Origin of the sequence: Nostoc sp. (assembly GCF_036917655.1) — a bacterium.
In the GTDB taxonomy this organism is placed as follows: domain Bacteria; phylum Cyanobacteriota; class Cyanobacteriia; order Cyanobacteriales; family Nostocaceae; genus Nostoc.
Map to the genome: position 1 here is coordinate 59,861 of NZ_JBALCY010000014.1, position 23,061 is coordinate 82,921.

At 42.2% G+C, this 23,061-nt stretch carries 17 protein-coding genes; 6 read left to right on the plus strand and 11 right to left on the minus strand.

Going from position 1 to position 23,061, the window contains the following annotated elements:
- Positions 1–421: 421 nt before the first annotated feature.
- Entirely contained in the window at positions 422–1,975 is a 1,554-nt protein-coding gene (locus V7K30_RS08015) for a GAF domain-containing sensor histidine kinase (RefSeq protein WP_334998576.1), read from the minus strand.
- A 551-nt stretch (positions 1,976–2,526) separates the two neighbouring features.
- Between V7K30_RS08015 and V7K30_RS08020 the strand changes: the two genes are divergently transcribed.
- The 5 genes from V7K30_RS08020 to V7K30_RS08040 all read left to right on the plus strand — a co-directional run bounded on the left by V7K30_RS08020 (position 2,527) and on the right by V7K30_RS08040 (position 9,525).
- On the plus strand, positions 2,527–3,720 hold the full coding sequence (locus V7K30_RS08020; RefSeq protein ID WP_334998577.1) for a DegT/DnrJ/EryC1/StrS family aminotransferase: 1,194 nt from the start codon (positions 2,527–2,529) through the stop codon (positions 3,718–3,720).
- Positions 3,721–3,776: 56 nt separating this feature from the next.
- The gene (gene crtB, locus V7K30_RS08025; protein ID WP_334998578.1) at positions 3,777–4,670 is read left to right on the plus strand and encodes a cyanoexosortase B; all 894 of its coding nucleotides are present in this window, start codon (positions 3,777–3,779) and stop codon (positions 4,668–4,670) included.
- 142 nt (positions 4,671–4,812) lie between these two features.
- A complete protein-coding gene (locus tag V7K30_RS08030; protein WP_334998579.1) occupies positions 4,813–5,535 on the plus strand; it encodes a cyanoexosortase B system-associated protein in 723 nt (240 codons plus the stop codon).
- A gap of 233 nt (positions 5,536–5,768) precedes the next feature.
- Positions 5,769–7,130, plus strand: coding sequence for a polysaccharide biosynthesis/export family protein (locus tag V7K30_RS08035; protein ID WP_334998580.1), 1,362 nt, complete (start codon positions 5,769–5,771; stop codon positions 7,128–7,130).
- Between the two features lie 220 nt (positions 7,131–7,350).
- Positions 7,351–9,525, plus strand: a complete 2,175-nt coding sequence (locus V7K30_RS08040) for a GumC family protein (protein WP_334998581.1) — start codon at positions 7,351–7,353, stop codon at positions 9,523–9,525.
- Positions 9,526–9,610: 85 nt separating this feature from the next.
- Here the strand turns inward: V7K30_RS08040 and V7K30_RS08045 are convergent, their stop codons facing one another.
- From V7K30_RS08045 to V7K30_RS08055, 3 genes are all read right to left on the minus strand, one after another.
- A complete protein-coding gene (locus V7K30_RS08045) occupies positions 9,611–10,282 on the minus strand; it encodes a rhomboid family intramembrane serine protease (RefSeq protein ID WP_334998582.1) in 672 nt (223 codons plus the stop codon).
- 126 nt (positions 10,283–10,408) lie between these two features.
- Entirely contained in the window at positions 10,409–11,128 is a 720-nt protein-coding gene (locus tag V7K30_RS08050) for a rhomboid family intramembrane serine protease (protein ID WP_334998583.1), read from the minus strand.
- A gap of 93 nt (positions 11,129–11,221) precedes the next feature.
- Positions 11,222–11,989, minus strand: coding sequence for an SDR family oxidoreductase (locus V7K30_RS08055; RefSeq protein ID WP_334998584.1), 768 nt, complete (start codon positions 11,987–11,989; stop codon positions 11,222–11,224).
- Between the two features lie 153 nt (positions 11,990–12,142).
- On the opposite strand from V7K30_RS08055, the gene V7K30_RS08060 reads away from it, so the two are divergent.
- On the plus strand, positions 12,143–12,757 hold the full coding sequence (locus V7K30_RS08060) for a tetratricopeptide repeat protein (protein WP_334998585.1): 615 nt from the start codon (positions 12,143–12,145) through the stop codon (positions 12,755–12,757).
- Between the two features lie 66 nt (positions 12,758–12,823).
- On the opposite strand, the gene V7K30_RS08065 is transcribed toward V7K30_RS08060, so the two are convergent.
- The 7 genes from V7K30_RS08065 to V7K30_RS08095 all read right to left on the minus strand — a co-directional run bounded on the left by V7K30_RS08065 (position 12,824) and on the right by V7K30_RS08095 (position 23,008).
- On the minus strand, positions 12,824–14,140 hold the full coding sequence (locus V7K30_RS08065) for a WD40 repeat domain-containing protein (RefSeq protein ID WP_334998586.1): 1,317 nt from the start codon (positions 14,138–14,140) through the stop codon (positions 12,824–12,826).
- Positions 14,141–14,260: 120 nt separating this feature from the next.
- Positions 14,261–15,757 (minus strand): aldehyde dehydrogenase family protein, encoded by a 1,497-nt coding sequence (locus V7K30_RS08070; RefSeq protein WP_334998587.1) that lies wholly within the window; start codon positions 15,755–15,757, stop codon positions 14,261–14,263.
- Positions 15,758–16,033: 276 nt separating this feature from the next.
- Positions 16,034–16,756 (minus strand): cyclase family protein, encoded by a 723-nt coding sequence (locus tag V7K30_RS08075; protein WP_334998588.1) that lies wholly within the window; start codon positions 16,754–16,756, stop codon positions 16,034–16,036.
- Between the two features lie 308 nt (positions 16,757–17,064).
- Complete coding sequence (locus V7K30_RS08080; RefSeq protein ID WP_334998710.1) at positions 17,065–19,866, minus strand: PAS domain-containing protein; 2,802 nt, start codon at positions 19,864–19,866, stop codon at positions 17,065–17,067.
- Positions 19,867–20,308: 442 nt separating this feature from the next.
- Complete coding sequence (locus tag V7K30_RS08085) at positions 20,309–21,511, minus strand: cysteine desulfurase family protein (RefSeq protein ID WP_334998589.1); 1,203 nt, start codon at positions 21,509–21,511, stop codon at positions 20,309–20,311.
- Positions 21,512–21,516: 5 nt separating this feature from the next.
- Positions 21,517–22,143 carry a restriction endonuclease subunit R gene (locus V7K30_RS08090; RefSeq protein WP_334998590.1) on the minus strand — a complete coding sequence of 209 codons (627 nt, stop codon included), beginning with the start codon at positions 22,141–22,143 and terminating at the stop codon, positions 21,517–21,519.
- Between the two features lie 208 nt (positions 22,144–22,351).
- Positions 22,352–23,008 (minus strand): restriction endonuclease subunit R, encoded by a 657-nt coding sequence (locus tag V7K30_RS08095; RefSeq protein ID WP_334998591.1) that lies wholly within the window; start codon positions 23,006–23,008, stop codon positions 22,352–22,354.
- Between the last annotated feature and the right edge of the window lie 53 nt (positions 23,009–23,061).

The following is a 23,061-nucleotide window of genomic DNA, read 5'->3' on the forward strand; positions in this document are numbered from 1 at the left end:
GCCTATGGCTATAAAAAGGTAATAACAGAGATTGCACATCGCGTGATGGCGCTCTTATTCTTAGCCATCAGCCACTACTTTAATCCGAAACTACTTCAGCCAATACTAAGTTAAGATATAGGATTCATATTTGATTTTTGAAATATACGTAGGGGAGCCAGCCGCGTGGGTGGGTTTCCCGACTTGAGCGGACTGGCGTTGCGTTATGCCTCTGGCTAACGCACCATCTGAAGACTTTGGTGCCGTACTCTCGGCGATAACACACCCTACACATACTTAGATTTTTTCATAAATCAAATCGTATTCCTATAGCCCTTCATGTACTTAGTACACAACAAATACATGAAAACACCTTTTTGCCAATCCCTATTCTTGAGTTTCCATCTACTATCACTTGTCACCTGTTTCCTAGAGATTGTGATCAGACATCGCTAATTATTTGTGAAGGAGTCGCCAGTTGCAGTGGCAAAGAAAGCACATAACGATATCCTGATTCTGGTGAACCTTGAATCAAAATTTGTCCACTATGCAATTCTGCCAGCTGACAACTTAGCAATAGACCCAAGCTTTCACGAGAAAGACTTCCATGTGATTTAGCTAAATTTATACCGGAACTAGCAGCAAAGAATTTTGAGTGGGAATCACTCAAGTTTTTTGAATTGTCCACTACTACTGATGAAGTATCGGGCTGCTCCTGGTTTTCTGTATGAGTAGTGTAGGTTGCTACTTCACCTGTAAGTTCTAGCAGCGACAAAGAATTGAGACGGAAGTAGGGATCAACTTCAGTTATCCCGTCCCCCAACCAAGGATGAGAAACCCAAATAGTAATGTTGAGCGTATCTTCCTTGTAAGAGACATGAATGCGAACAATGCTACCTGTAGCCGAAAGTTGAATCACACTGAAAACCAGGTGATAGAGGATTTGCCGCACCTTGTCTTTATCTAAAGGCAAAATCCGATTGCGTCCCGGTTCTATAGAGAGGCGAATATCTTGATCGCGGCGATTAGCGACTTCTTCTAGGGTATTGATAGCTTGTTGACATAGCATTTCGATATCCACAGGAGCTAGATTTAGCACAGTAGAGTTTTCATCCATAGCTCCTAGCTCGGTAATTTCGTTTACTAGGGAAAGTAAGTACCGACCACTGTGTTGGATAATTTCCAAATATTCTCTCTGCTTAGTCGTCAAAGGCCCATAAATCTCACGTCCTAAAACACTAGCCATACCGAGTACAGATGTTAAGGGCGTGCGTAACTCCTGAGTTAGCTGACCCAAAAGTTCCAGTTTCAGTTGCTTGGTAGAAACAGAATCACTATCTTTAGTGGGTGCGGTGATTTTGATCTCAGTGTTACGTTCGTCATTGAGTGAAAATATAGGAGCGCTCTTGGGAGTGCTTGATTCGAGTTTCCGTTGCAGAAGTCGATTACGTTCAAATTCACTCATGCTCCAACGAGCTATGATTTGTAAAAATTCAATGTCTCGGGTTGTAAAATTGCGCGGTACTAAATCCATTACCGCCAATGCACCCAAACAATGTCCCTCGGCATCAATCAGTGGCGCTCCTAAGTAAGCACGAATACCATAATCCTGCACCAACTTACTGCTAGTAAGGACTGGATCTGTCAGCTTATGTGTATCATTAATTACAAATACTTGAAAACTCTCTACTACCTGAGTGCAAAAAGATTCCCGGCGTGAGAGTTGACGGCTTTGTGCCAAATGATTCATAAGTCCCAGCCTAGATAAGCCCACCGCCGACTTGAACCAGTGGCGTTCTTGATCCACAAATCCCAATATGGAAATTGGTGCTTCCAAAAAGTGGGCAGCAGTCTGTGTGGCTTCTTCAAAAACCGGAATCGTTTCAGGTTGCCGCAAACCTAAATCTGACAAAGCTTTGAGGCGTTGTTGTTCTCTTGATTCATGAGAATCCCAACCATCCTTTAGGGCAAATAATTTGTTTTCAGGCTCTATCATTGCCACTGCTACCTTAATAATTTCTCGATCCTGTAATTGATACAAGTCCTATTTCTAGGTTATCAATTGCTATTTTTAAGCATTCCCTAATTTTGCCTCTGACAAACAAGTTTGGGGCAAAAATTTTTTACCCCTTCCATTAAGTCGGCAATACGGTCTTTACCAGTTACTATTTACTGGTGCTGATTGTTCTCGGTTTAGAACTGGTATAGTCTCTATTGCTTGAGATTTTGCAATTAGACTGCGTTAGATTTGGATTCAGTCAGGGTAAGCTAATGCTAAGGATACAATACCGAAAGTCTGTCATTCTTTATATATCGAAGGGAAAATTCCTCTGGCAATATTTAGCGTAAATTTACTTATAAAAAATATATTCATGTAATCTTTATAGCCATTTTTACCGATAACAGCTAGCATCGATGGCTGACAATCTTAGATAGTTTATATAACTCTCCATCCGATAGATTGAACCTATTACAATTTCACACTGAAAATGTGCAAGCTTTTCTATTTTTCCATCCGAGTAAATCTCTTTTTGAGGACAACTGGTAATGAATAAAATGACTATTAGAGTTCCTTTTGTAGACCTGAAGTTACAACACGAACCAATTCAAACGCAATTGCAAGATGCAATCCAATCTGTATTGGAACAGGGAGATTTTATTTTAGGGCAAGCACTTTCAGATTTTGAAGTAGCATTTGCGGCAGTGTCTGGGGCAGAATATGGAGTTGGTGTTGCATCAGGAACAGATGCGATCGCTCTCGGATTGCAAGCGTGTAATATTGGTGCTGGCGATGAAGTGATTTTACCCGCAAACACTTTTGTCGCAACCTTGATTGGCGTGCTACGCGCTGGCGCCAAGCCAATTCTGGTAGATTGCGTGAGCCAAACAGCTTTAATTGACTTAAGAGAAGCAGCAAAGGCAATTACGCCTCATACCAAAGCAATTATCCCTGTGCATCTCTATGGTCAGATGGTATCACCACATGAACTATTGAACTTTGCCGATACCTACAAACTACTAATTTTTGAAGATGCGGCCCAAGCACACCTCGCCCAAAGAGACGGATATCACGCTGGTTCAGTAGGAATAGCAGCAGCTTTTAGTTTCTATCCCAGCAAAAATTTGGGAGCATTTGGGGATGGAGGAATGTTACTGACACGAGATTCAGATGTAGCCCAAAAGATGGTGCGCTTGCGAAATTATGGTGCATCGCAAAAGTATTTTCATACTGAAGCAGGTACAAATAGCCGCTTGGATACTTTACAAGCAGCAGTTTTGCACCAGAAACTACCATATTTGCCACAGTGGAATCGCGATCGCTTGACTATTGCCCAGCAGTATGATAGCGAACTAGCACCTTTGGCAACTGCTGGGATTATCCCTATGGAAAATCAAAGTGGTACAGGACACGTTTATCATCTTTATGTCATTAAAATTGATGATTTTTGCCCCATAGAACGCCAGCAACTCCAGGAAAAACTCACAGCAGTAGGAATTCAAACTGGCATTCACTACCCAATTCCTTGTCATCTCCAGCCAGCATTCACCAACTTAGGCTATCAGCCTGGAGATTTTCCTCAAGCAGAAAAACTGTCACAGCAAATATTATCATTACCGATGTATCCTGGTTTGAGCAGTAGCAAAGTCAAAGAAGTTGTAGCTGCGATCGCTCATGCAGTTTCAACAAATTCTCAGGCAGATAAACCCTCCACTGCTGACCTTGGCAGCGTGGTAGCCTGAACTTAATTCTGACTACTCCCCCTTCAACACTGACAGTTTTTGAATTACTGAAAATCATGGTACTCCAGCAACAGGTTAAAAACAGAAACGCCTCAGGCTTGTTAAATCTAGCTATTTTAGGCGTTTTGCTGCTGCTTTATGCTCCTATATTGCTGCATTGGTTGGATGGTTGGCTGCACAAAAATATCAGTACAGAACACGAATATTTCAGTCACGGGATTATTGGTTTACCATTTGCGGCTTATCTGGGCTGGATGAACCGGAAAAAGTGGACACGTTTGCCAGATACCATCCATCCTTTGGGCGCTGTTTTCTTGTTATTCGGGGCAGTATTTTATCTTAGTGGTGTTACAGAGTGGGTCAACCTTTCCTTGCCCGTTATATTGGTAGGATTATGCTTGTGGTTTAAGGGAATATCAGGTTTGCGAGCGCAAGGATTCCCCCTGCTACTAGTATTTCTCGCAACCCCAACAGCAGCACCCTATCTCATTGCTCCCTATACCTTGCCTCTCCAAAGCTTCATTGCTGGCACCGCAGGCTTCATACTGAATCAATTTGGTATGGACGTAACCGTAAATGAGATAAATCTCTACGTGGGAGGACGGATTGTGGAAGTTGCCCCCTATTGTGCAGGGCTGAAAATGTTGTTCACGACTCTCTACGTAGGCTTGATGCTGCTTTATTGGACAGACGCTTTCTCTTCACGCCGCACAACTATATCGTTTTTATCTATTGCTGTGATCATTAGTATTAGTGCGAATATCATTCGTAATACTTTACTGACTTTCTTTCACGGCACAGGTCAAGAAGCGGCTTTTAAATGGCTGCATGAGGGTTGGGGTGGTGACCTCTACTCTGCTTGTATGCTGGTGTCATTAGTGCCCTTACTGAATTGGATTTATAACTATTTTTCTGCATCTCCAGAAACTGAGCAAGAAGAAGAAAGTTAGAACCATTTCCCCTGCTCCCCTGCTTCTTCTCTACTCTTAGTCTCTGAACTTTTCGTTGTTGATGCCTAAGTCATAAATATTACTGAACTCATCGTGTGATTTTATAAAGTAAAATTTTGCCTAAGTATTATGAATTTTACTGATGATTTCCTTCTCCAAGTTTTTCAAAGAAAACCAATTGAGTCAGGTAGCAGCACTTTTATTATTGCTACTCTTGTTGGCAATGGGAGGGGTTCCCGGATACCTAACAGGACACTGGCAATGGAAACAGCCGCCACCGGTTACTACCCTCAACGAGTTAAAACAGATCCGCAAGACTGGGTTAGCCCTTCCTGGTTGGCAAACCATTGAACAAGCAGAACAGCAAATTGGCGAACATAAATGGTCTTTGCAGGTAATTAAAAAAGAAGGTTCGCAATCCCAGGCAATCCTGCTTTTGCTGCCGCAAAATGGGCCTATGGATCAACCAGAGGTAGAGTGGACAGACGTTAACGGCTGGGGAAGGTCACGCTGGGGAAAGTGGGATGTAGCTCAATCTCGTTCTGCTGAATTTACTGTCAAACCACCTGCAAAGTTGACTTCTAATGTCAAAACCCAAGTAGAAGCTAGGTTTTTTCGCGCCGCCACACCACAGCAAACCTTCGCTGTCTTGCAATGGTACGCTATGCCAGACGGCGGAAATTCATCACCTTTACACTGGTTCTTGGCGGATCAATTGGCACAGTGGCACAAGCAACGCACTCCTTGGGTGGGCGTGAGCATTCTAATTCCAATGGAACCTTTGGGGCAGGTAGAAACATCTTGGTCTTTAGCCCAGTCTATCGGGGAAACAGTGCAAGCTGTTTTGATGGCAGGCCCTTTGTAGAGTCTGTTATAGATCCCGTTGTGCAGAGATTCATCAACAGTATCTCTATAAATTGCGTTCAGGCTGAAACTTAGCTAAAAGATGTTAACAATATGAAGTTAGAAATTAAATTTAGCAAAATTCTTCTCTTTGTTCTTGGTAAATACTTACAGATAAAAGAGACATCTAGGACTTTTTTAGAGTAAAATAACCACTCGGCGCGACTAATTCCTATATCAGTATTTTCTGCACCGATGTTTATAGATCCCAGTTCTTATATGCGTGGATTCAGCGCCCTGTGTTTTGTCAGTCTTCAAGTAGGAGTTTTCTTAACAACACCTATCCAACTTGTTGTTGCCCAACCTTTTCCATCTCAAGGACAATTACGAGGGCAACCTCCCTCGCCTCTGCCAGGTACTGAGGTTGTACCTCCAGGTGCAAATGACCAAATTTCCCCCCAACTCAGCCGCTACCTCTTGGGCCCAGGAGATATAATTGGCGTTGTGCTTCAGCGTCCTCCTGGCCCATACCGCTTAGGAATAGGAGATGGAATTAGCGTTTCGGTTCAGCGCTTTCCAGATTTGAGCTTTCAAGCTTTAATCAACCCAGAAGGTAATATTGTAGTGCCGTTACTGGGAACAGTTTCCTTACAAGGTTTAACTTTGCAAGAAGCTCAAGAAAAAATTCGCTTAGGTTTAAATCGTTATGTAGTTAATCCAGTAATAGTTTTAGCCCTAGCAACGCAGCGTCAAGACTTAAGTTTTCAAGCTGTAATTAGTCCAGAAGGAAACATCATAGTGCCACAAGTGGGAACGGTGTCATTACAAGGTTTGACTTTGGAAGAAGCTCAAGAAAAAATTCGCTTGGGTTTAAGTCGCATTTTGCCAGATCCAATCGTAGTAGTATCCTTGGCAGGGACGCGACCAGTTCAAGTTACCATTAGCGGGGAAATATTTCGACCAGGAATTTATCCGATTAATTCAACAACACCCCGCGTTGCTGATGCCTTGCTAATATCTGGTGGTTCAACGTTGAATGCAGATCTGCGACAAATACAAGTCCGCCGCAAGTTAATCGATGGTTCTGTGATTTCACAAACTATTGACTTATATGCAGCACTGCAAAATGGCGGTTCAATCCCTAACTTACGCTTACAAGACGGAGATGCCATACTCGTCCCCCGTCGTGAAGTTGGTAATGATGACGGTTATGACCGCAATTTGGTCGCACGTTCATCCTTGGCCACACCACAGATTAGAGTCCGAGTTTTAAACTATGCTGCCGGAGGTCTTTCCATTCAAGCGCTGCCTAACGGTAGTACATTTGTCGATGCTTTGGGAGGAGTAAATCTCGACACTGCTAACCTCCGAGATATCGCTCTGGTTCGTTTTGATCCTGAACGAGGTAAAGCTGTTACCCAGAAACTTGATGCTAAAAAAGCTCTAGGAGGCGATGCGTCTCAAAATGTGGCGCTTCAAGATAATGATGTTCTTATTGTTGGTCGGAATCTCATCGGTAGAATTACTAATTTCCTGACTACCGTTACCCAACCTTTCTTCAATGTTCAATCCTTTCTCCGGTTTTTTGACAATTTCGGTGGCGGTGGATCTAATTAGTGACTATAAAAGAAGGATACAATCTGTAAATAGTTGGGAGTGGAGGAAGCCACATCTCCAACTTGTCTTTGAATTCGTTAATGGAAAAATATTAAAGATATCAACCGATATATATAGTAGAAAGTTGATAGCGTCCTGATATCAAAGCCACTATCTTTAGTTTGGTGCTTCCTAATTTTGAATTTTGAATGCCTGAATTTTGAATTGGAGCGAAGCGACCATGACCCCACCAATTGTTAAGCGCTATCTTATTGCTTTTGATAAATACAAGTGGATTGGACTAGCTAGTTTTGCTCTAGTTGTAGCAGGGTCAACTGTAGTGGCTATGCAACCAGAGCCACCTACTAGCTATATAGCATCTGCCGCACTTACCTATAGCGGTCCACCAGTTTCTTTCTCTGCAACTGGTAGTCAAATCCAACAGGAAGGAAAAGAACTGAATGAAGAAGTTTTATTATCAAACCAGATAATTGCCACAGTGGCAGAGAAAGTCGGTGTCAAACCTAAAATGCTCGGTGCCAATGTAGTCCTTTCTGTTCCTAAAAAAAACGTTAGGACTGGAGAATTGGAATCTAGTATCTTGGAACTGAAATATGTAGATAGTGACGCCAAACGAGGTATACAGGTCTTGGCGGAATTGATGCAAGCAATGATTAAGTTGAGCAGTGACATTAATACTGGGCGATTACAAGCAATTATTCAAAAGATTAACGATCGCACGCCACAAGCTAAACGAGAACTGCAAGTTGCTGAAAAGAAGTTGGAACAGTACGATCGCATAGAGCGAACAGCAATATTAGCAGCGGAGAATGGCAGCTTGTTAAGCGCCATTACTGCCAGCCAAAATCTACAACGGCAAATGCAATTAACTATTTCTGGGGTTGATGGTCAAGTTCGCAGTTTACAAAATAAATTAGGTTTAACAGTCGGACAGGCTTATATTTCTTCTGCTTTGAGTGCCGATCCAATTATTGGTAACTTGCGAGCGCAAATTTATCAAAGTGAGTCACAAATTGCCGTACTCAGAAAAGATTTGCGACCTGAACACCCAACGATGATTCAGTTGCAGCGTCAAAAACAAGCTGCTGAGGAATTGCTGCAACAACGTGCCGCTGAGGTCTTAGGTGGTGATGGCACAGCGGCTCCGCTTCAGGGTAGCATTGCAGGTATTCGCACCCAAAGTAGCTTAGATCCAGCCCGCCAGCAATTGGCAAACCAGATGGTGGCGTTGCAAACTCAACGGGAGACACTACAACAACAACTAGCCCAAGAAATCCAACAAGAAGCGCAACTACGGCGCGAGTATTCTCTGATACCCAATAAGCAATTAGAGCGATCGCGTTTAGAACAGGAGGTTGGACTCAAAAAAGCCATCTATGACCAAATGCAGGTGAAGTTAACCGATGCTAAAACCGCAGAGGCTGAAACTACCAGCAGCCTCAGCATTGCCAGACGCCCCACAGTTTTGATCGATCCCAAACCTCCCAAGAGTGTGCCTATTACCCTTGCGGTGGGTGGTTTCTTAGGTCTATTGATTGGTGGCGGCGTCATATTTTTGTTGGGAGCGCTGGAAGGTACTTTCAAAACCAGGGAAGATATCCGCGAGAGCCTCAAGCAACGGGAAGTGGCACTGTTGGGAGAATTGCCTTTAATGCTGGTTGATAATTTGGATAAAGAAGCATTGCCGGTGTTACTTTCTGCGGATTCTCCTTATTTAGAATTTTATGAGAAATTCCGCAGTAATTTGCGCCGGATTGGTGGTAAAAACTTAAAGGTGGTGTTGATTACTAGCACCAGTAGCCAAGAAGGTAAAACGGCAAGTGCATATAATTTGGGTATAGCTTCAGCCCGTGCTGGTAAAAGAACCTTGATTATCGAAACAGATTTGCGATCGCCTTCCCGTTGTATATCCCTGAAAGTAATTCCTGACCCCGACGCCACTATTGAACCCCTGCGTTATTACGCCAACTTAAGTGAATGTATTCGTTTAGTTCCTGATGTGGAAAATTTATACATTCTTCCCAGCCCTGGCCCTGTACGGCAATCAGCTGCTATTCTTGAATCCAGCGAAATGCGGCGGCTGATCGAGGATGTCCGCGAACGTTTTGATTTAGTTATTTTGGACACTAGTCCTCTCAGCATATCCAATGACCCTTTGTTAATCCAACCTTACAGCGATGGGATCGTACTAGTGGCGCGACCACACTATACAGAAGAGAACATGCTAGGTGAGGCTATTGATCAATTGGTTGAATCGGAACTGGGGTTATTGGGAGCAATTATCAATGGCGCTGATATCATCGTTTCTGTACCTGAACAAGTTGTACAATCATCAACATTTACATCTGAGGTAGAAAAATCTGAAGAAGTTTCAGCCAGTGCCAGCAAAAACTAATAATTTCTCAAATATTGCAAAGGTAGATGGCGAACTGGTAATTGTTTTCCGAGGTTGCACAGTGAAAATTTTAATTTTGAATTGCTTAGTCGCGCCTAAACAACCCAAATAGGGGAGCAAGAATTATCCCAAAAACAAAACCACCAATGTGGGCCCAATAGGCAACTCCACCAGTTTGCACAGTCATGTTAGCGGCTGTTTGTAGGGTAGCAAGACCGGATATTACATTTTGCACAATAAACAGTCCGATTATTACTAGTGCTGGAACTCTGATTGTGGTGATGAAAATCCCCAAAAATATTAAGGTCATGACTTTAGCGTGGGGAAAGCGGATAATGTAGGCACCTAAAACCCCAGAAATTGCACCACTTGCCCCCAAGGAAGGAATCTCAGAATTCATACCAATGAACCATTGGCACAAGGCAGCTAAAGCACCACACGCCAAATAAAAAATCAGATATTTGGCATGACCCAATCGATCTTCAATATTGTTGCCAAAAATCCAGAGAAACAACATATTAGAGATTAAATGCCACCAACCGCCGTGTAAGAATTGCGACGTAAATAACGTTATCCACTCTCCACTCAAATTGGTGGTTAACTCTTGAGGTATTACTGCATACTGACTTAAAAACTGATTCAATTGTGCATGTGACAGGCTCGCCTCGTGAATAAAAACTAAAATATTCATGCCAATTAACCCGTAGGTGAAATACGGGGTGATTCGCGTGGGATTTTCGTCGTAGAGGGGAAACACAGGTGTTTTTCCTAAATTATTGATTAACTGCAATATAGCTTGTAAGGCTAGCAGTTGCTAAGGTTAAGCAATTTCACCTATTAAATAAATCAGTATAATTGAGGGTCACTATAATCCTAGGAAGAATTACTTATACCAAGATTCCTCCTGGGATTTATCGCTAAATAAACCCAACAGTGGGCCGAGAATTGCCCCAAAGATAAACCCACCTGCATGGGCCCAGTAGGCAATACCGCCGTTTTCCATACCGATGTTGGTACGTGTTTCGAGACTAGCAAATCCGTAGAAGGCTTGTTCGAGAAACCAGAATCCCAAAAAGAAATATGCGGGGACGCGGAAAGTCGGGAAGAAAAATCCTAAAGGTACTACGCCGAGAACTTCAGCGTTAGGAAAGCGGAGAATGTATGCACCCATGACACCTGCAATCGCACCACTTGCACCCAAAGAAGGAATGCTAGAATCTTGAGCGAAGAACCACTGGGTTAAGGATGCCAAAACACCGCAAGATAAGTAGAACAGCAAGTATTTGGCATGACCTAACTTATCTTCAACGTTGTTACCAAAAATCCAGAGAAACAACATATTGCCAGCTAAATGCAAGAAACCACCATGCAAGAATTGCGAGGTAATCAAAGTTGCCCACTCTGGCACTGGTTGATGTAGAGAAGTACCAGCAAAGCTTAAAGTCAGTTCTCGTGGAACGACAGCCGCAAGGTGTAAAAATCCGTTTAATGCTTGTGGGGGAAGATTTGCTTCATAGAGAAAAGCGAGGACGTTGGCAGCAATCAATCCGTAAGTTACATAAGGCGTGATTTTTGTCGGATTATTATCTCTAATGGGAACCACGAGCGTTTTTTCCTGATTTTAAGACACAAATTCTACAATACTGAATTCTGTAAGTAGTTTCTTCTACCTCATGGATGGATCTCAGTTTGAGACTTAAAAACCGAAAGCCAAAAATCCACCATCGACGGTGATACATTGTCCAGTGATGAAAGATGCCGCAGGCATACAAAGAAATGCCACTAAACCCGCTACTTCTTCTGGTTGACCAACCCTTCCCATAGGTGTTTGTGATAGAACTAATTCGAGAAAATCTTGGTTATCCAGTACAGACTCAGTTAGAGGCGTGCGAATAGCCCAAGGTGCTACGGTATTTACCCTAATATGATCTGAGGCCCATTCAACTGATAGCGATCGCGTCAGTTGATTTATAGCCGCTTTAGTCATACCATAAGGAGCGCCTGTACGGTTCGAGACTAAACCCGCCACAGAACTTATATTCACAATGCTGCTGTTTTCCCCATTTTGAAGCAGAGGGTAAAACAGACGGCACATCTCAAAAATTGATATCTGGTTTGTCTGGATAATGAACTCATACTCAGCGGCTGTGTATTCTACTACTTTTTTACTAATATTTGTTCCCGCATTATTCACCAGGATGTCTAATTTATCCCAGCTTTTGCCAACCTGCTCAAAAATGGTTTTTCGTCCATCAGGGGTTGCAACATCTGCCGTAATTCCATAAGCAGGTAATCCTGCTTGTTGCCAGATAATTAATTGTTGATCAACATCCTGAGAATTCCGTGCCACAATTGTGACTTCTGCACCCAGAGATAAGAACTCATTGGCAACAGCTAGTCCAATGCCTTTGGTAGCACCTGTAACTAGTGCTTTCTTTTCTGTCAGTGTCCAGCGGTCGCTCATTTGTAATTCTGCGGATTTTTTTTTAAAGCTAGCAATAACCTAAGAGTTTATCTTGCAGCGGCTGAATGCGATCGCCTTTTGTCGTAATGTAGATAATCGCAATCCCTAAACCATTCACTGCATCTAACTCCAATTCAATAGCTGATCAAACCCATGTTTTTTTCAAATTCTCTGGAAAATCAACTCCAGCGCTGGAACGAAACCATTCGCAATCAGCCGAAAAATCCCAATGCTTACATTCGTCGAGGCATGGTAAACTTTCAGCTGGCCAAGATTGATGAATCTATCCAAGATTTTGACATAGCAGAGCAACTCGATGCTCGTATCAAACCCTACCTCTGGCAACGGGGATTATCGTATTATTATGCAGAAAGATTTGCTGAGGGCGCTCAACAATTTGAAATAGATTTAACTGTGAATCCTCAAGATGCAGAAGAAACAGTATGGCGATATCTCTGCATAGCTCGTTCGTTAGGTGTTGAAGAGGCACGTAATTCTTTGCTAACTGTGAAAAATGACCCTAGACGCATCATGCAGAGTGTGTACGATTTGTATTCGGGAGATTGTACACCAGATGACGTTTTAACTGTTGGTCAATCAGAAGGGATAAAGGGAAATTTTTACAGTCATCTTTACTTGGCATTATATTACGAAGTTGAGAATAATGTTGATTTAGCTCACGAATATATAGTTAAAGCTGTTGAGCAGTACAAAATTGATGATTATATGTGGTATTTGGCGCAGGTACACAAGAAGTTACGAGGATGAGCAAAGGTTTTTCTTAGATAAACTACCAGTTGTTTGCAAATAAGGTGTTCTCAATTCGGACGTTGTTTACAGGTTGCTACAGCTATTAATTGGCTCTGGCACTCCCCAAATTTTAATTGTTCTATCAATGCTATAACTAGCAATGAACTCGCGATCGCTACTCATGGCAACATAACCAATTGGCGCTGTATGCCCCTGCAAGGTGCATAATTTTCTGTTCATTGCCAAATCCCAAACAACTATTTCGTAATTGTCTGTACAGTAAATTAAAACTCTACCATCTGAACTCATAAGGCAGGGAGCAACACCCGAAGATGTATAGAGAATGCGATCGCTTTTCAATTCCCATACACATACCTCGTCGTGCCGGATTCCGCAAGCCAAAATTTGCCCATCAAGGCGAGTTGCAAGTGAATTTACTGTCAGGGCAGGCAGATTATCTAATGTTTGAATAAGTTCTCCTGTTTCGGTATTCCAGAGTTGTAGCCTATTCTGTAATCTTTGCTTGAAACGTGCAACCAAGAACTTTCCATCAGGGGTGAAGAGAAAGGGTGTAGTTAACCAAAGGTTTAACTTTGATTGATTCCATGAATTATCATAAGGAATTAAAGCCACATCTTGAAATTGATGATGGAGGCGACGAGTAGATGTTTCATAATCCCAAATCTCTAACTCTCCTGTTCTGCCTTGAGTATAGCCAGTAGCAACTAATGGCTGTTTAGTTGGGCAGACAGCCAAGCAATGGTGATGGGCTTGAACAGTAGGAATAAGGTTATCGGGAAAAGTTCCAATATTTTCTTGTGTTTCTATATCTAGTGGCCAAAGTAAGTCCTGAAAGCTAATGATACTCACCCTGCCACTTTTTCCTAAAGCAAATTCATGAGCCATACCCAACCTAAAATCTTTCTTGCTTTGTCCTGTTCCTAAATGCCAGACATTAACGAAAGATCCCTTATAATAGATATCCCAATAGCAAATCAGGGTGTTATTGTAGTCTGCGATCGCAAAAGAATATGGATGATGTTGTTCAGGATTGTAGCAATCAAGATTAAATTCAGTTAATGTATGCAGGCATTGCATTTTTGCAAAGGGTAGATAATTCCATAGGGCTTGTCCGGCAGTAACTTCAGTGCTATCAGACAATAAAAGCAAAGCTGATTGTCGGACTTGTCTGATGTCATTATCCAATGCTTGGATAACTAACTCCATTCCTTTCTGTCCATATTGAAATGCTTCTAAAAGAGCATCTACATTTTGTTTTATAGAAACACCTTGCAAACGATATCTAATGCTATCTAAGCCATTTATTAGTTGACTGGAAGAAGAGAGTAGTTCATCTTCTCTGGTAATGTTACTATTTTCTTTGGGATTTTCAGGAATCATCTTGAAAACACTAAAAAAAGAGAAGCTTTGAGGTTTACTCCCCTTCCCTACAAGGGAAGGGGCTGGGGGTTAGGTCTTTTTTTATAGTCTACTCAGCTGAAAATCGCGCTTATTGCGAAATTAACTGCGGTTATCTATCTGAGCGCGTTGCAAACTTCCAGAAAAGTCAACATAAACACTTTTCCATTCTGTGAAAACATCCAAAGCAGTAGTTCCAGCTTCGCGGTGTCCGTTACCGGTTTGTTTCACGCCACCAAAGGGTAAGTGTACCTCTGCACCAATAGTAGGGCCGTTAATATAGGTGATACCTGCTTCGATGTCGCGCATAGCAGTAAAAGCCCGGTTGATATCGCGGGTGTAAACTGAAGAAGAAAGTCCGTAATTGCTATCGTTGAGAATTGCGATCGCTTCCTCAAAGGAGCTAACCTCAATCAATGCCACTACTGGCCCAAATATCTCTTCACGGGCAACTCGCATATCAGGAGTCACATCATCCAAAATAGTTGGTTGAAAGAAATAACCGTTTTTCAATTCGCCTTCACTCGCAATTTCTCCACCAATTAAAACCTTTGCTCCTTCCTCACGGGCGATATCCAAATACTTGCTCACCTGTTGGAGTTGCTTTTCATTGACAATCGGGCCAATATCTGTTTTAGGGTCAGTGCCAGCACCCAAGCGTAACTTACTGGTACGCTCATAAAGCATGGTGGTAAATTTTTCTTTGATATCATGATGCAAAATTAGGCGACTGGTAGCCGTACATCGTTGACCGGTTGTCCCAAATGCTCCCCACACTGCACCATCTAAGGCAAGTTCCAAATCAGCATCTTCCATTACCACTTGGGCATTTTTACCACCCATTTCCAGACAGACGCGCTTGTGAGTACGTCCGCAAGTAGCGCCAACAAAAGCACCCGTTTCTGAAGAACCAGTAAAGGATACCAAATCTACATTGGGATGCTCAACTAAAGCTTTCCCCGCCTCCTCTCCCACACCATGCACCAAGTTAATTACTCCTGGTGGTAAACCTGCTTGTTGGAAAATTTCAATCAATTTAGTTGCACAGGCGGAGGTATCCTCGGCAGGTTTGAGGATGACTGTATTGCCACACACCAAGGCTGGCATAGCTTTCCAGCAAGGAATTGCCACAGGGAAATTCCAGGGAGTAATTAAGGCACAAACTCCTATGGGCATTCGCACAGTCATGGCGAATTTATTGGACATTTCCGAGGGTGTGGTTTGCCCGAATAGTCGCCGCCCTTCGCCAGCAGTGTAAAAGGCGCAGTCAATACCTTCTTGCACATCTCCCCTGGCTTCTGTCAGGGGTTTACCCATTTCCCGACTGATTAATTGGGCAAGTTCTTCTTTATGCTGGAGTAATATTTCCCCGACGCGAAAGATGTATTCTGCCCTAGCTGGGGCCGGGACTATGCGCCAACTGCGGTAGGCTTGACGGGCGGCGGCTACTGCTGTATCTACATCCTTAGCTTGGGAACGGGGAAATGTGGCAACGACTTCGGTTTTGTCCGCAGGGTTGCGACTTTCTAAAGTTGCTTCCCCTACAGCACTCAACCATTGACCGTCGATGTAATTGCGGCAAGATAGCGGAGTTGTCATCTTAAAAATCCCCGGCTGATGATCAAGTAAAACTTGTGTACTAAGTACAGCATTTAATTAATTCTTAGCGGTTTTAAACGCATAGGCGCTTCTCTACGAGACGCTACGCGAACGCCTTCCCGCAGGGTAGGGACGCTGAGGAAAGCGCAGAGGTACGCAGAGTTTTTTCAAGAGGATTCGCTATGAACTTACGAAATTATGTACTAAGTTTGCTTGCTTTCTAGGTTATCTTCAAGTTTAGGAAATTGGTGTGAGAACTAAATATCGATATAAAAATTAAGGCACTAACGCCAATACACCCACAGGAGAACCAGAACCACCACGCAACCGAAGAATCCCGATCGCTAGAGTAGTACCTTTAGGTGGCAACTGATCCAAATTGGTGAGATTTTCCAAAACAATCCGCGGTTTTTCCAATACCAAACGATTAGTAGCAAAACTGTTATCCTGTCCGGGGTCTACACCATGAGTATCAATTCCTACCCCAGCAATTTGCCGTTCCTTCAGTAAGAATTGAGTCGCATCGCTACCAAAACCTGGAAAATGGGCAATCCCTTGAGCATCATGATTTAGGAATGCACTTTTATCAAACCACTTTTTTTGCCAACCAGTATTCAGTATAACTACGCACCCTTTAGGAATCTCACCGTATTTTTCTTCCCAAGCGGCAATATCAGCAATAGTCAGGGCATAATCAGAATTCCCGGCTGTGGCTTGGCGAATATCTATGACCACCGCAGGTACAACTAGAGATTGGGCGGGGTATTGGTCAATTCCCATACTATAGCTATGAAAGCTATTAGGGGCGTTGATATGGGTAGCGCTATGTTCCCCCAAGGCGAAACGTCGCAGGTAATAGCCATCATTATTCAGTTCAGCCACAGTTTCAAATTCTACTGTGGGATCTCCAGACCATTGGGGAATATCTATGTCAATTACGTGACTTAGGTGGATGACGCGTGTGTAGGTGATACTATTTTGACTTTGGGGTTGTATCATCCCAGCCTTCTATTTTATTATTTGTACTCAGGGATTTTTTTCAAAGGTGCTAGGCACAGCCCGTCGTAGACATCGCCTGTGTTGGGCTACGCTTACGCAAAGATAGTATTACCATTACAACGTTTTTTAGTCAATTGAACTGTAATATTTCTACTCCTATTCCCTATACTAGTACAAATAATCCCCCCAATTCCTGTAAATTTTAGGTTTTTGGGGGGATTCAAATGTTGCAGCAAAAAGTGAATTAACTTCAGTTAACAACCAAGAGGTTAATCTAAGGTTAATTTTAGATTAATATTGTGTGATATCTACGTTGATGGTTGCTCCTCTAGTGGAATCATGATGACAAACTCCGCCCCTTCTCCTGGTGCTGAAATACACTGGATTTGCCCACCGTGTTTTTTGACAGCAATTTGGTAGCTAATTGATAACCCCATACCTGTGCCTTTACCCACAGGTTTTGTAGTGAAGAAGGGGTCAAATAAGCGTTTGCGTACTTCCTCAGTCATGCCTAGTCCATTGTCGGCAATGCCAATGATTACACGGTCTTCTTGAATCAGGGTGCGAATGCGAATTGTGGGTATTGGGCATTGGGCATTCTCCCCCTGCCTCCCCTGCTCCCCTGCCTCCCCTGCTCCTCTGCCCCCATTCCCCACTCCCTCTTCTAAAACATCGATCGCATTTGTCAACAGATTCATAAACACCTGATTCATCTGTCCAGCGTGACACACTACCGGTGGTAGGTTGCCGTAGTCTCGGATTACTTGGATTTCGGGATGTCCTGGTTTGCCTTTCAGGCGATTTTGCAACAGCAGCAAGGTGTTATCAATACCTTGATGAATATCTACTGCTTTCGTGCCGTCTTCATCAAGGCGAGAAAAATTGCGTAAAGATAGGACAATCTGCCGAATGCGCTCGGCTCCCATGTTCATAGAATCCAGGATTTTGGGCAAATCTTGCTTGAGAAAATCTAAATCAATGGTGTAGATTTGTTGGTGAATTTCTGGTGTTGGTGGACAGTAACTCTGTTGATAAAGGTGTACCAAGTGCAATAAATCCTTGGTATATTCACGGGCGTGGCTAATATTGCCGTAGATAAAATTGACGGGATTATTGATTTCGTGGGCAATACCTGCAACCAATTGTCCTAAACTGGACATTTTTTCAGTTTGAATCAGTTGCGCTTGGGTTTGTTGAAGTTCTAGCAGGGCTGCTTCTAGCTGCTGGGCTTTGTCTTGGGCAATTTGGGCAGCAATGCGACTTTGGGTGTAAAGTTTAGCTTGGTCAATGGCGATCGCGAGTTGAACTGTAACTGCTTGTAATAATTCTACTTCGTTGTCCAGCCAAGGGCGGAAGCCACTACAAGAACCACAGCTAAATGTGCCAATTTCGCCAGATTGAGTGTGTATGGGCAGCGACATAAAGGCAGTAAAACCGAAATCCTGCAAAAACAGCTGTGCAGTGCGTAGGTGTAGCCCGCCTTCGGCATCGCTTACTGTCTTAACATCATTAATGCGGATGATTTCTCTATTTAAGGTTTTGGCTGCGATTAGTTCGATTTCTGCATTAGTTGCTTCTTGGTGGTTAAGCAGACAGGGTAAAAAGGAACTTTTCGCCTCATATACTTTCTCCCAGTAGGGTACATCAGCGTCTTGCCGATACCAAAAGAAGGCGCAGCGATCGATCTGGAATAAGTTAAGAATCTCCTGCACTGCGGTTTCCACAATGTAATTGAGATCCAAAGAAGCTCGAATTTGGTTAGAAAGACGATTGAGTAGTGCTTCCCGCTGGGCGCTTTCTCTGAGTGCGATTTCTGCTTGTTTGCGGTCAGTGGTATCATAGCAAATACCAACGAAGTTTAAAACATTACCATTGGTATCTCTAATAGCAGATGAGTTGCTTGTATGCCATCGCCAAGTGCCATTTTTGTGTTTTACTCGATATTCAATTGCGTCTTGTTTTTCGGTTGTTGTCACAATTCTTTGGAGATAATCTGCACAGATATGCACATCGTCGGGATGTAGGAAGAGAACAAAGGATTTACCTTCAACATCTGCAACCTCATGCCCAAAAATTTCAGTCCAGTTAGGAGAAACGTAGGAAAATATCCCCTCAAGGGTCAGCGCAAAAATAATGTTATTAGCGTTTTCAATAATGGTACGAAACTTGGCATCGCTCTCTATGAATGCTGCTTGTACTTTTTCGCTGGTGTCGCGGATAAGAACTATGATTTGCTGGTCTGGTAATGGTAATAACCTAGCTTCAAAATTATTGTTCCCTTGTGGGAGCGGTAAGGTATATTCAAAACTGACTGAAGATTGAGTTTCAAGTACTTGAGTTATTGCTTGGTGGAAGCGATCGCCTACAGCAGTCGGTAAGCATTCTCGCAACCTCTTGCCCTGACAATCTCCTGGTGGAATATACAGATTCTGCATCTTTCCTGGCTTGTAATCCAGAATAGTTCCATCACCATCAAGACGAAAGTACAAATCAGGAAGCACTTGCAAAATCGCTGCAAATTCTGATGTTTTTTGGCGTAACTGTACTTCAACTGCTTGGCGTTTTGCAGTTTCAGCTTGTAGTTGCGCCAGTAATTTTGTTAATTCTGTTTCCTGTTTTTCTTCTGTGAATTTACGTAGACAACGAGAAAAATTTGTAGACGCCGAGCAGCTTTCTGCCAGGATAGGTCGGCTTCCCACTATCGTCACTTCTGTTATGTCTACACAATAACCGATGTAACCAACAAAGCTCCCATCTGCTGCAAATTGTGGCGCGGCTGTATCTAAAATCCAGCGATATTCGCCATCAGCCCGACGCAGGCGATATTGCCTCTGAAAGGAATCATGCGCTGCAAATGCTCCCAAATATATATCTTCACATCGCTGTCTATCTTCTGGATGGACGCTACAAGTCCAGATATTGCCTATCTCTTCTGGTCGCGCAGATACAGACGCGCCTGTTGTTAGATATGTTCCAGTAAATTCCAGCCAATTTGAATTGAAGTAATAGTAAAGTGCATTGCATCCAGATGTCCAAATCATCACAGGAGCAGTATCCGCCTGTTGGCAAAATACTTTTTCATCCTGTTGTATTTCTGACGGGGCGACCATGATTTGGTTAATGTAGCTCTGCACCTTTTTAGAAAACACTTTTGCCTACCTGCTCTGCCTAAATTATTAAGATAATTGTCTGAAAATAGGATTTGTTAATACATGGATATAATCTTCATACCAACCTCTATTGATCTTAATACTTTATTTATTTTTATATCGGCAAAATTTTCTCTTTTACTGTAAAAAAAATTAAAAATCGTTGAAGTTATCATTAAGATTAACTTCAGCATTTTTAATGAAATTTAAACTATGCATCTATCAGAAAACTTGTTTTACTTTTTTTTTATTGAAATCATCTATAAATTTATCCTAGCTATGTAATTGATTGCTCAAAAATGTGATTTAGCTTCACAGAAACTAGATGAATGATTCTCTGTGAGGTGTTTACGTATCAATACAGTTCGGATAAGATCCCCCTCTTTTTAAGGGGATCGAGGTTTTAGCTTTTCAATGCGTAAGTCCTGTTGGTATTACGTAAACTTTGAATGGTAGCGATCGCATGTTTCGCCACTCGCTCAATTTCCTCTTGGGTATTAAACCGTCCAATACCAAACCGCACTGAGGCATAAGCTAGCTGTTCTGAATGTCCTAATGCTGTGAGAACATGGGAGGGTGCAGTAGTTGCCGAGGAGCAAGCAGAACCAGAAGAAACCGCCATTACTGGCTGCAATCCTAGCAAAAGTGCGGCTCCATCCACTCCCTCAACACTGATATTCAAGTTTCCCGCCAATCGCTCTTGAGGATGTCCATTGAGATGAATTCCTTCAACTTGGGAAAGCTGTTCCCACAAGCTTTGCCTTAACTGAGTGAGGCGTTGGGTTTCTGTTGCTTGTTCTGCCAAAGCGATTTCTACAGCTTTCCCAAAGCCGACAATTTGCGGTGTATACAATGTACCAGAACGCATCCCCCGCTCATGTCCGCCGCCGTGCTGCTGAGGAGCCAGTTGCACTCTGGGGTTGCGTCTGCGGACGTACAGCGCCCCAATGCCCTTTGGCCCATATACTTTGTGTGCGGTTAGCGACATCAAGTCAATTTTCATCGCTTGCACATCTAGGGGCATTTTACCAATAGCTTGGGCGGCGTCGGTGTGGAAAATGATATTGCGATCGCTTCCGTCGGGGTGTAGGCGATCGCGGCACATTTCCCCAATTTCTGCCAATGGCTGTAACACACCAATTTCGTTATTTGCAGCCATCACCGATACCAAAATCGTCTCAGGACGGAAAGCTTTTTTTAACTCAGTTAAATCAATTAATCCATCTTTTTTAACTGGGAGAATAGTAATTTCAAAACCGAGACTTTTTAAATAATTACAAGGATCAATAACTGCACTATGTTCAGTGGCAACAGTAATAATATGCTGACCTTTTTTAAAATAAGCTTCAGCAACACCTTTAATAGCTAAATTATTCGCTTCTGTTGCACCACTCGTAAAAACAATTTCTTCTGGTGTGGCGTTGATTGCTGCTGCTAAAATCTCTCGCGTTTGTTTGACAGCAGCTTCTGCTTCCCAACCGTAAACATGACTAATACTTGATGGGTTGCCAAAGTGTTCTGTGAAGTAAGGGAGCATTGCTGCTAGTACCCGTTCATCTACGGGTGTAGTCGCGTGACAATCAAGGTATATAGGACGAATAGACATAATTATTAACTCAAACTTTGACTTAGTTTTTTTAATACACTTAGAACCTGATACAATTCATTTTTTCTCCTCAACAGCGTAAATTCATCAGACAATGCATACTTTGGTATATTTTGTTTAGTCAGTTTTATAAAAATGAAATGACTACCATTTGTTACTAATCCAAAAGTAGGTTTGTCTTGATTAGGATTAGCCAGCATATAAACAAGTGCTTGAGGTATGGCTTCTAAAAGAGAAAAGCTAGACCTTTTAGATTCAATTACTAACAACCAGAATTTTTCTTGAATAACTAAAACATCAATTCTACCTCTAATAATTTCTCCTTCATCTTCCGCAGAAATTTGTATTGATTGTTCGCCTCTCATATAAAAAGGCTCATCATAAAATCCAGCTAAATTGAGTAAAGGAGATAAAACTACTAATTTCACCGTTTCTTCTGACAAAGGGGGATGTTTAACTAAACGGAGAAAATGAAGTTTTATTTTATCTAAATCTGGCTTTTCTAAATCTGTAATTTCCGGTAAATTGTCAAACCATTCTGTGAAGAATGCCTCATCTTCAGCTTGCTGTATACTAAATCTTTCTTCCAAATAGGCAAGCCCGATATTTTGTGCTTGGATAAATTGAACCATAATTCATTTTAAAGATACACATACTATAAGTATTATATAGCGTTTCCTGATCACATGAGGTACATCATAGCCTCCTCTCGAAGAGCGGGGAGGGGGTTGGGGGTGGGGTTCTTGTATCTCACTCAACCGATAACCGCTATATCACTGTTCCAATGTTAATCTAGATAGGAATAGCAAAGTTGAAGAAGAATTCCGAAGTCAGAAATAATTAAATTAAAACTTTACCTAATTTCTTTAATATATTTACAACTTTGTATAACTCATTTTCGCGTCTATATAAAGTGAATCTATCAGATAAAGCATACATTGGCTTATCTTGTTTTATCAACTTCATAAATTGAAAATCTTCTCCATTCATTACCAAGGAATAGATAGGATGATCCGGCTGAGGATTTGCCAGCATATAAGTCAGTGCTTGAGGAATTGCCTTTGCTAAGGAAAAACTAGACCTCTTCGATTCAATTATTAGTAACCATAACTTATCTTGGAGAACCAGAACATCAATTTTACCTTTGATAATTTCTTGAGTTTCTTCAGAGTTGTCTTCATCATCAATGATAATTTCTTCACTAATTTCTACACTTTCTTCTGTAGCGATGTAAAAAGGATGACCATAAAAACCAGCCAAATCTAGCAGGGGAGATAATACCACCATTTTTACTGCTTCTTCTAAAAGAGGAGCATTTTCAAGCACGTTGAGATAGTTATTTTTAACTCTGTCCAAGTATTGTTTTTCTAACTCAGAAATTTCCGGGATGTAGTCAAACCACTCTCTAAAAAATTGCTCATCTTCAGATTTGTGTAGAGCAAATTTTTGCTTTAAATAAGCGAGAGTGATATTTTGGGCTTGGATAACTTGAATCATGTTTATTTCAACTTGGGAGAAGTCTAATTTATTGCTGTAACTATACCTGCATC

Coding starts and splice junctions, on each gene's coding strand:
- V7K30_RS08015 (WP_334998576.1), bottom strand. CDS start 1,975: ATGATAGAGCCTGAAAACAAATTATTTGCCCTAAAGGATGGTTGGGAT.
- V7K30_RS08020 (WP_334998577.1), top strand. CDS start 2,527: ATGAATAAAATGACTATTAGAGTTCCTTTTGTAGACCTGAAGTTACAA.
- crtB (WP_334998578.1), top strand. CDS start 3,777: ATGGTACTCCAGCAACAGGTTAAAAACAGAAACGCCTCAGGCTTGTTA.
- V7K30_RS08030 (WP_334998579.1), top strand. CDS start 4,813: ATGATTTCCTTCTCCAAGTTTTTCAAAGAAAACCAATTGAGTCAGGTA.
- V7K30_RS08035 (WP_334998580.1), top strand. CDS start 5,769: ATGTTTATAGATCCCAGTTCTTATATGCGTGGATTCAGCGCCCTGTGT.
- V7K30_RS08040 (WP_334998581.1), top strand. CDS start 7,351: ATGACCCCACCAATTGTTAAGCGCTATCTTATTGCTTTTGATAAATAC.
- V7K30_RS08055 (WP_334998584.1), bottom strand. CDS start 11,989: ATGAGCGACCGCTGGACACTGACAGAAAAGAAAGCACTAGTTACAGGT.
- V7K30_RS08060 (WP_334998585.1), top strand. CDS start 12,143: ATGTTTTTTTCAAATTCTCTGGAAAATCAACTCCAGCGCTGGAACGAA.
- V7K30_RS08065 (WP_334998586.1), bottom strand. CDS start 14,140: ATGATTCCTGAAAATCCCAAAGAAAATAGTAACATTACCAGAGAAGAT.
- V7K30_RS08070 (WP_334998587.1), bottom strand. CDS start 15,757: ATGACAACTCCGCTATCTTGCCGCAATTACATCGACGGTCAATGGTTG.
- V7K30_RS08075 (WP_334998588.1), bottom strand. CDS start 16,756: ATGATACAACCCCAAAGTCAAAATAGTATCACCTACACACGCGTCATC.
- V7K30_RS08080 (WP_334998710.1), bottom strand. CDS start 19,866: ATGGTCGCCCCGTCAGAAATACAACAGGATGAAAAAGTATTTTGCCAA.
- V7K30_RS08085 (WP_334998589.1), bottom strand. CDS start 21,511: ATGTCTATTCGTCCTATATACCTTGATTGTCACGCGACTACACCCGTA.
- V7K30_RS08090 (WP_334998590.1), bottom strand. CDS start 22,143: ATGGTTCAATTTATCCAAGCACAAAATATCGGGCTTGCCTATTTGGAA.
- V7K30_RS08095 (WP_334998591.1), bottom strand. CDS start 23,008: ATGATTCAAGTTATCCAAGCCCAAAATATCACTCTCGCTTATTTAAAG.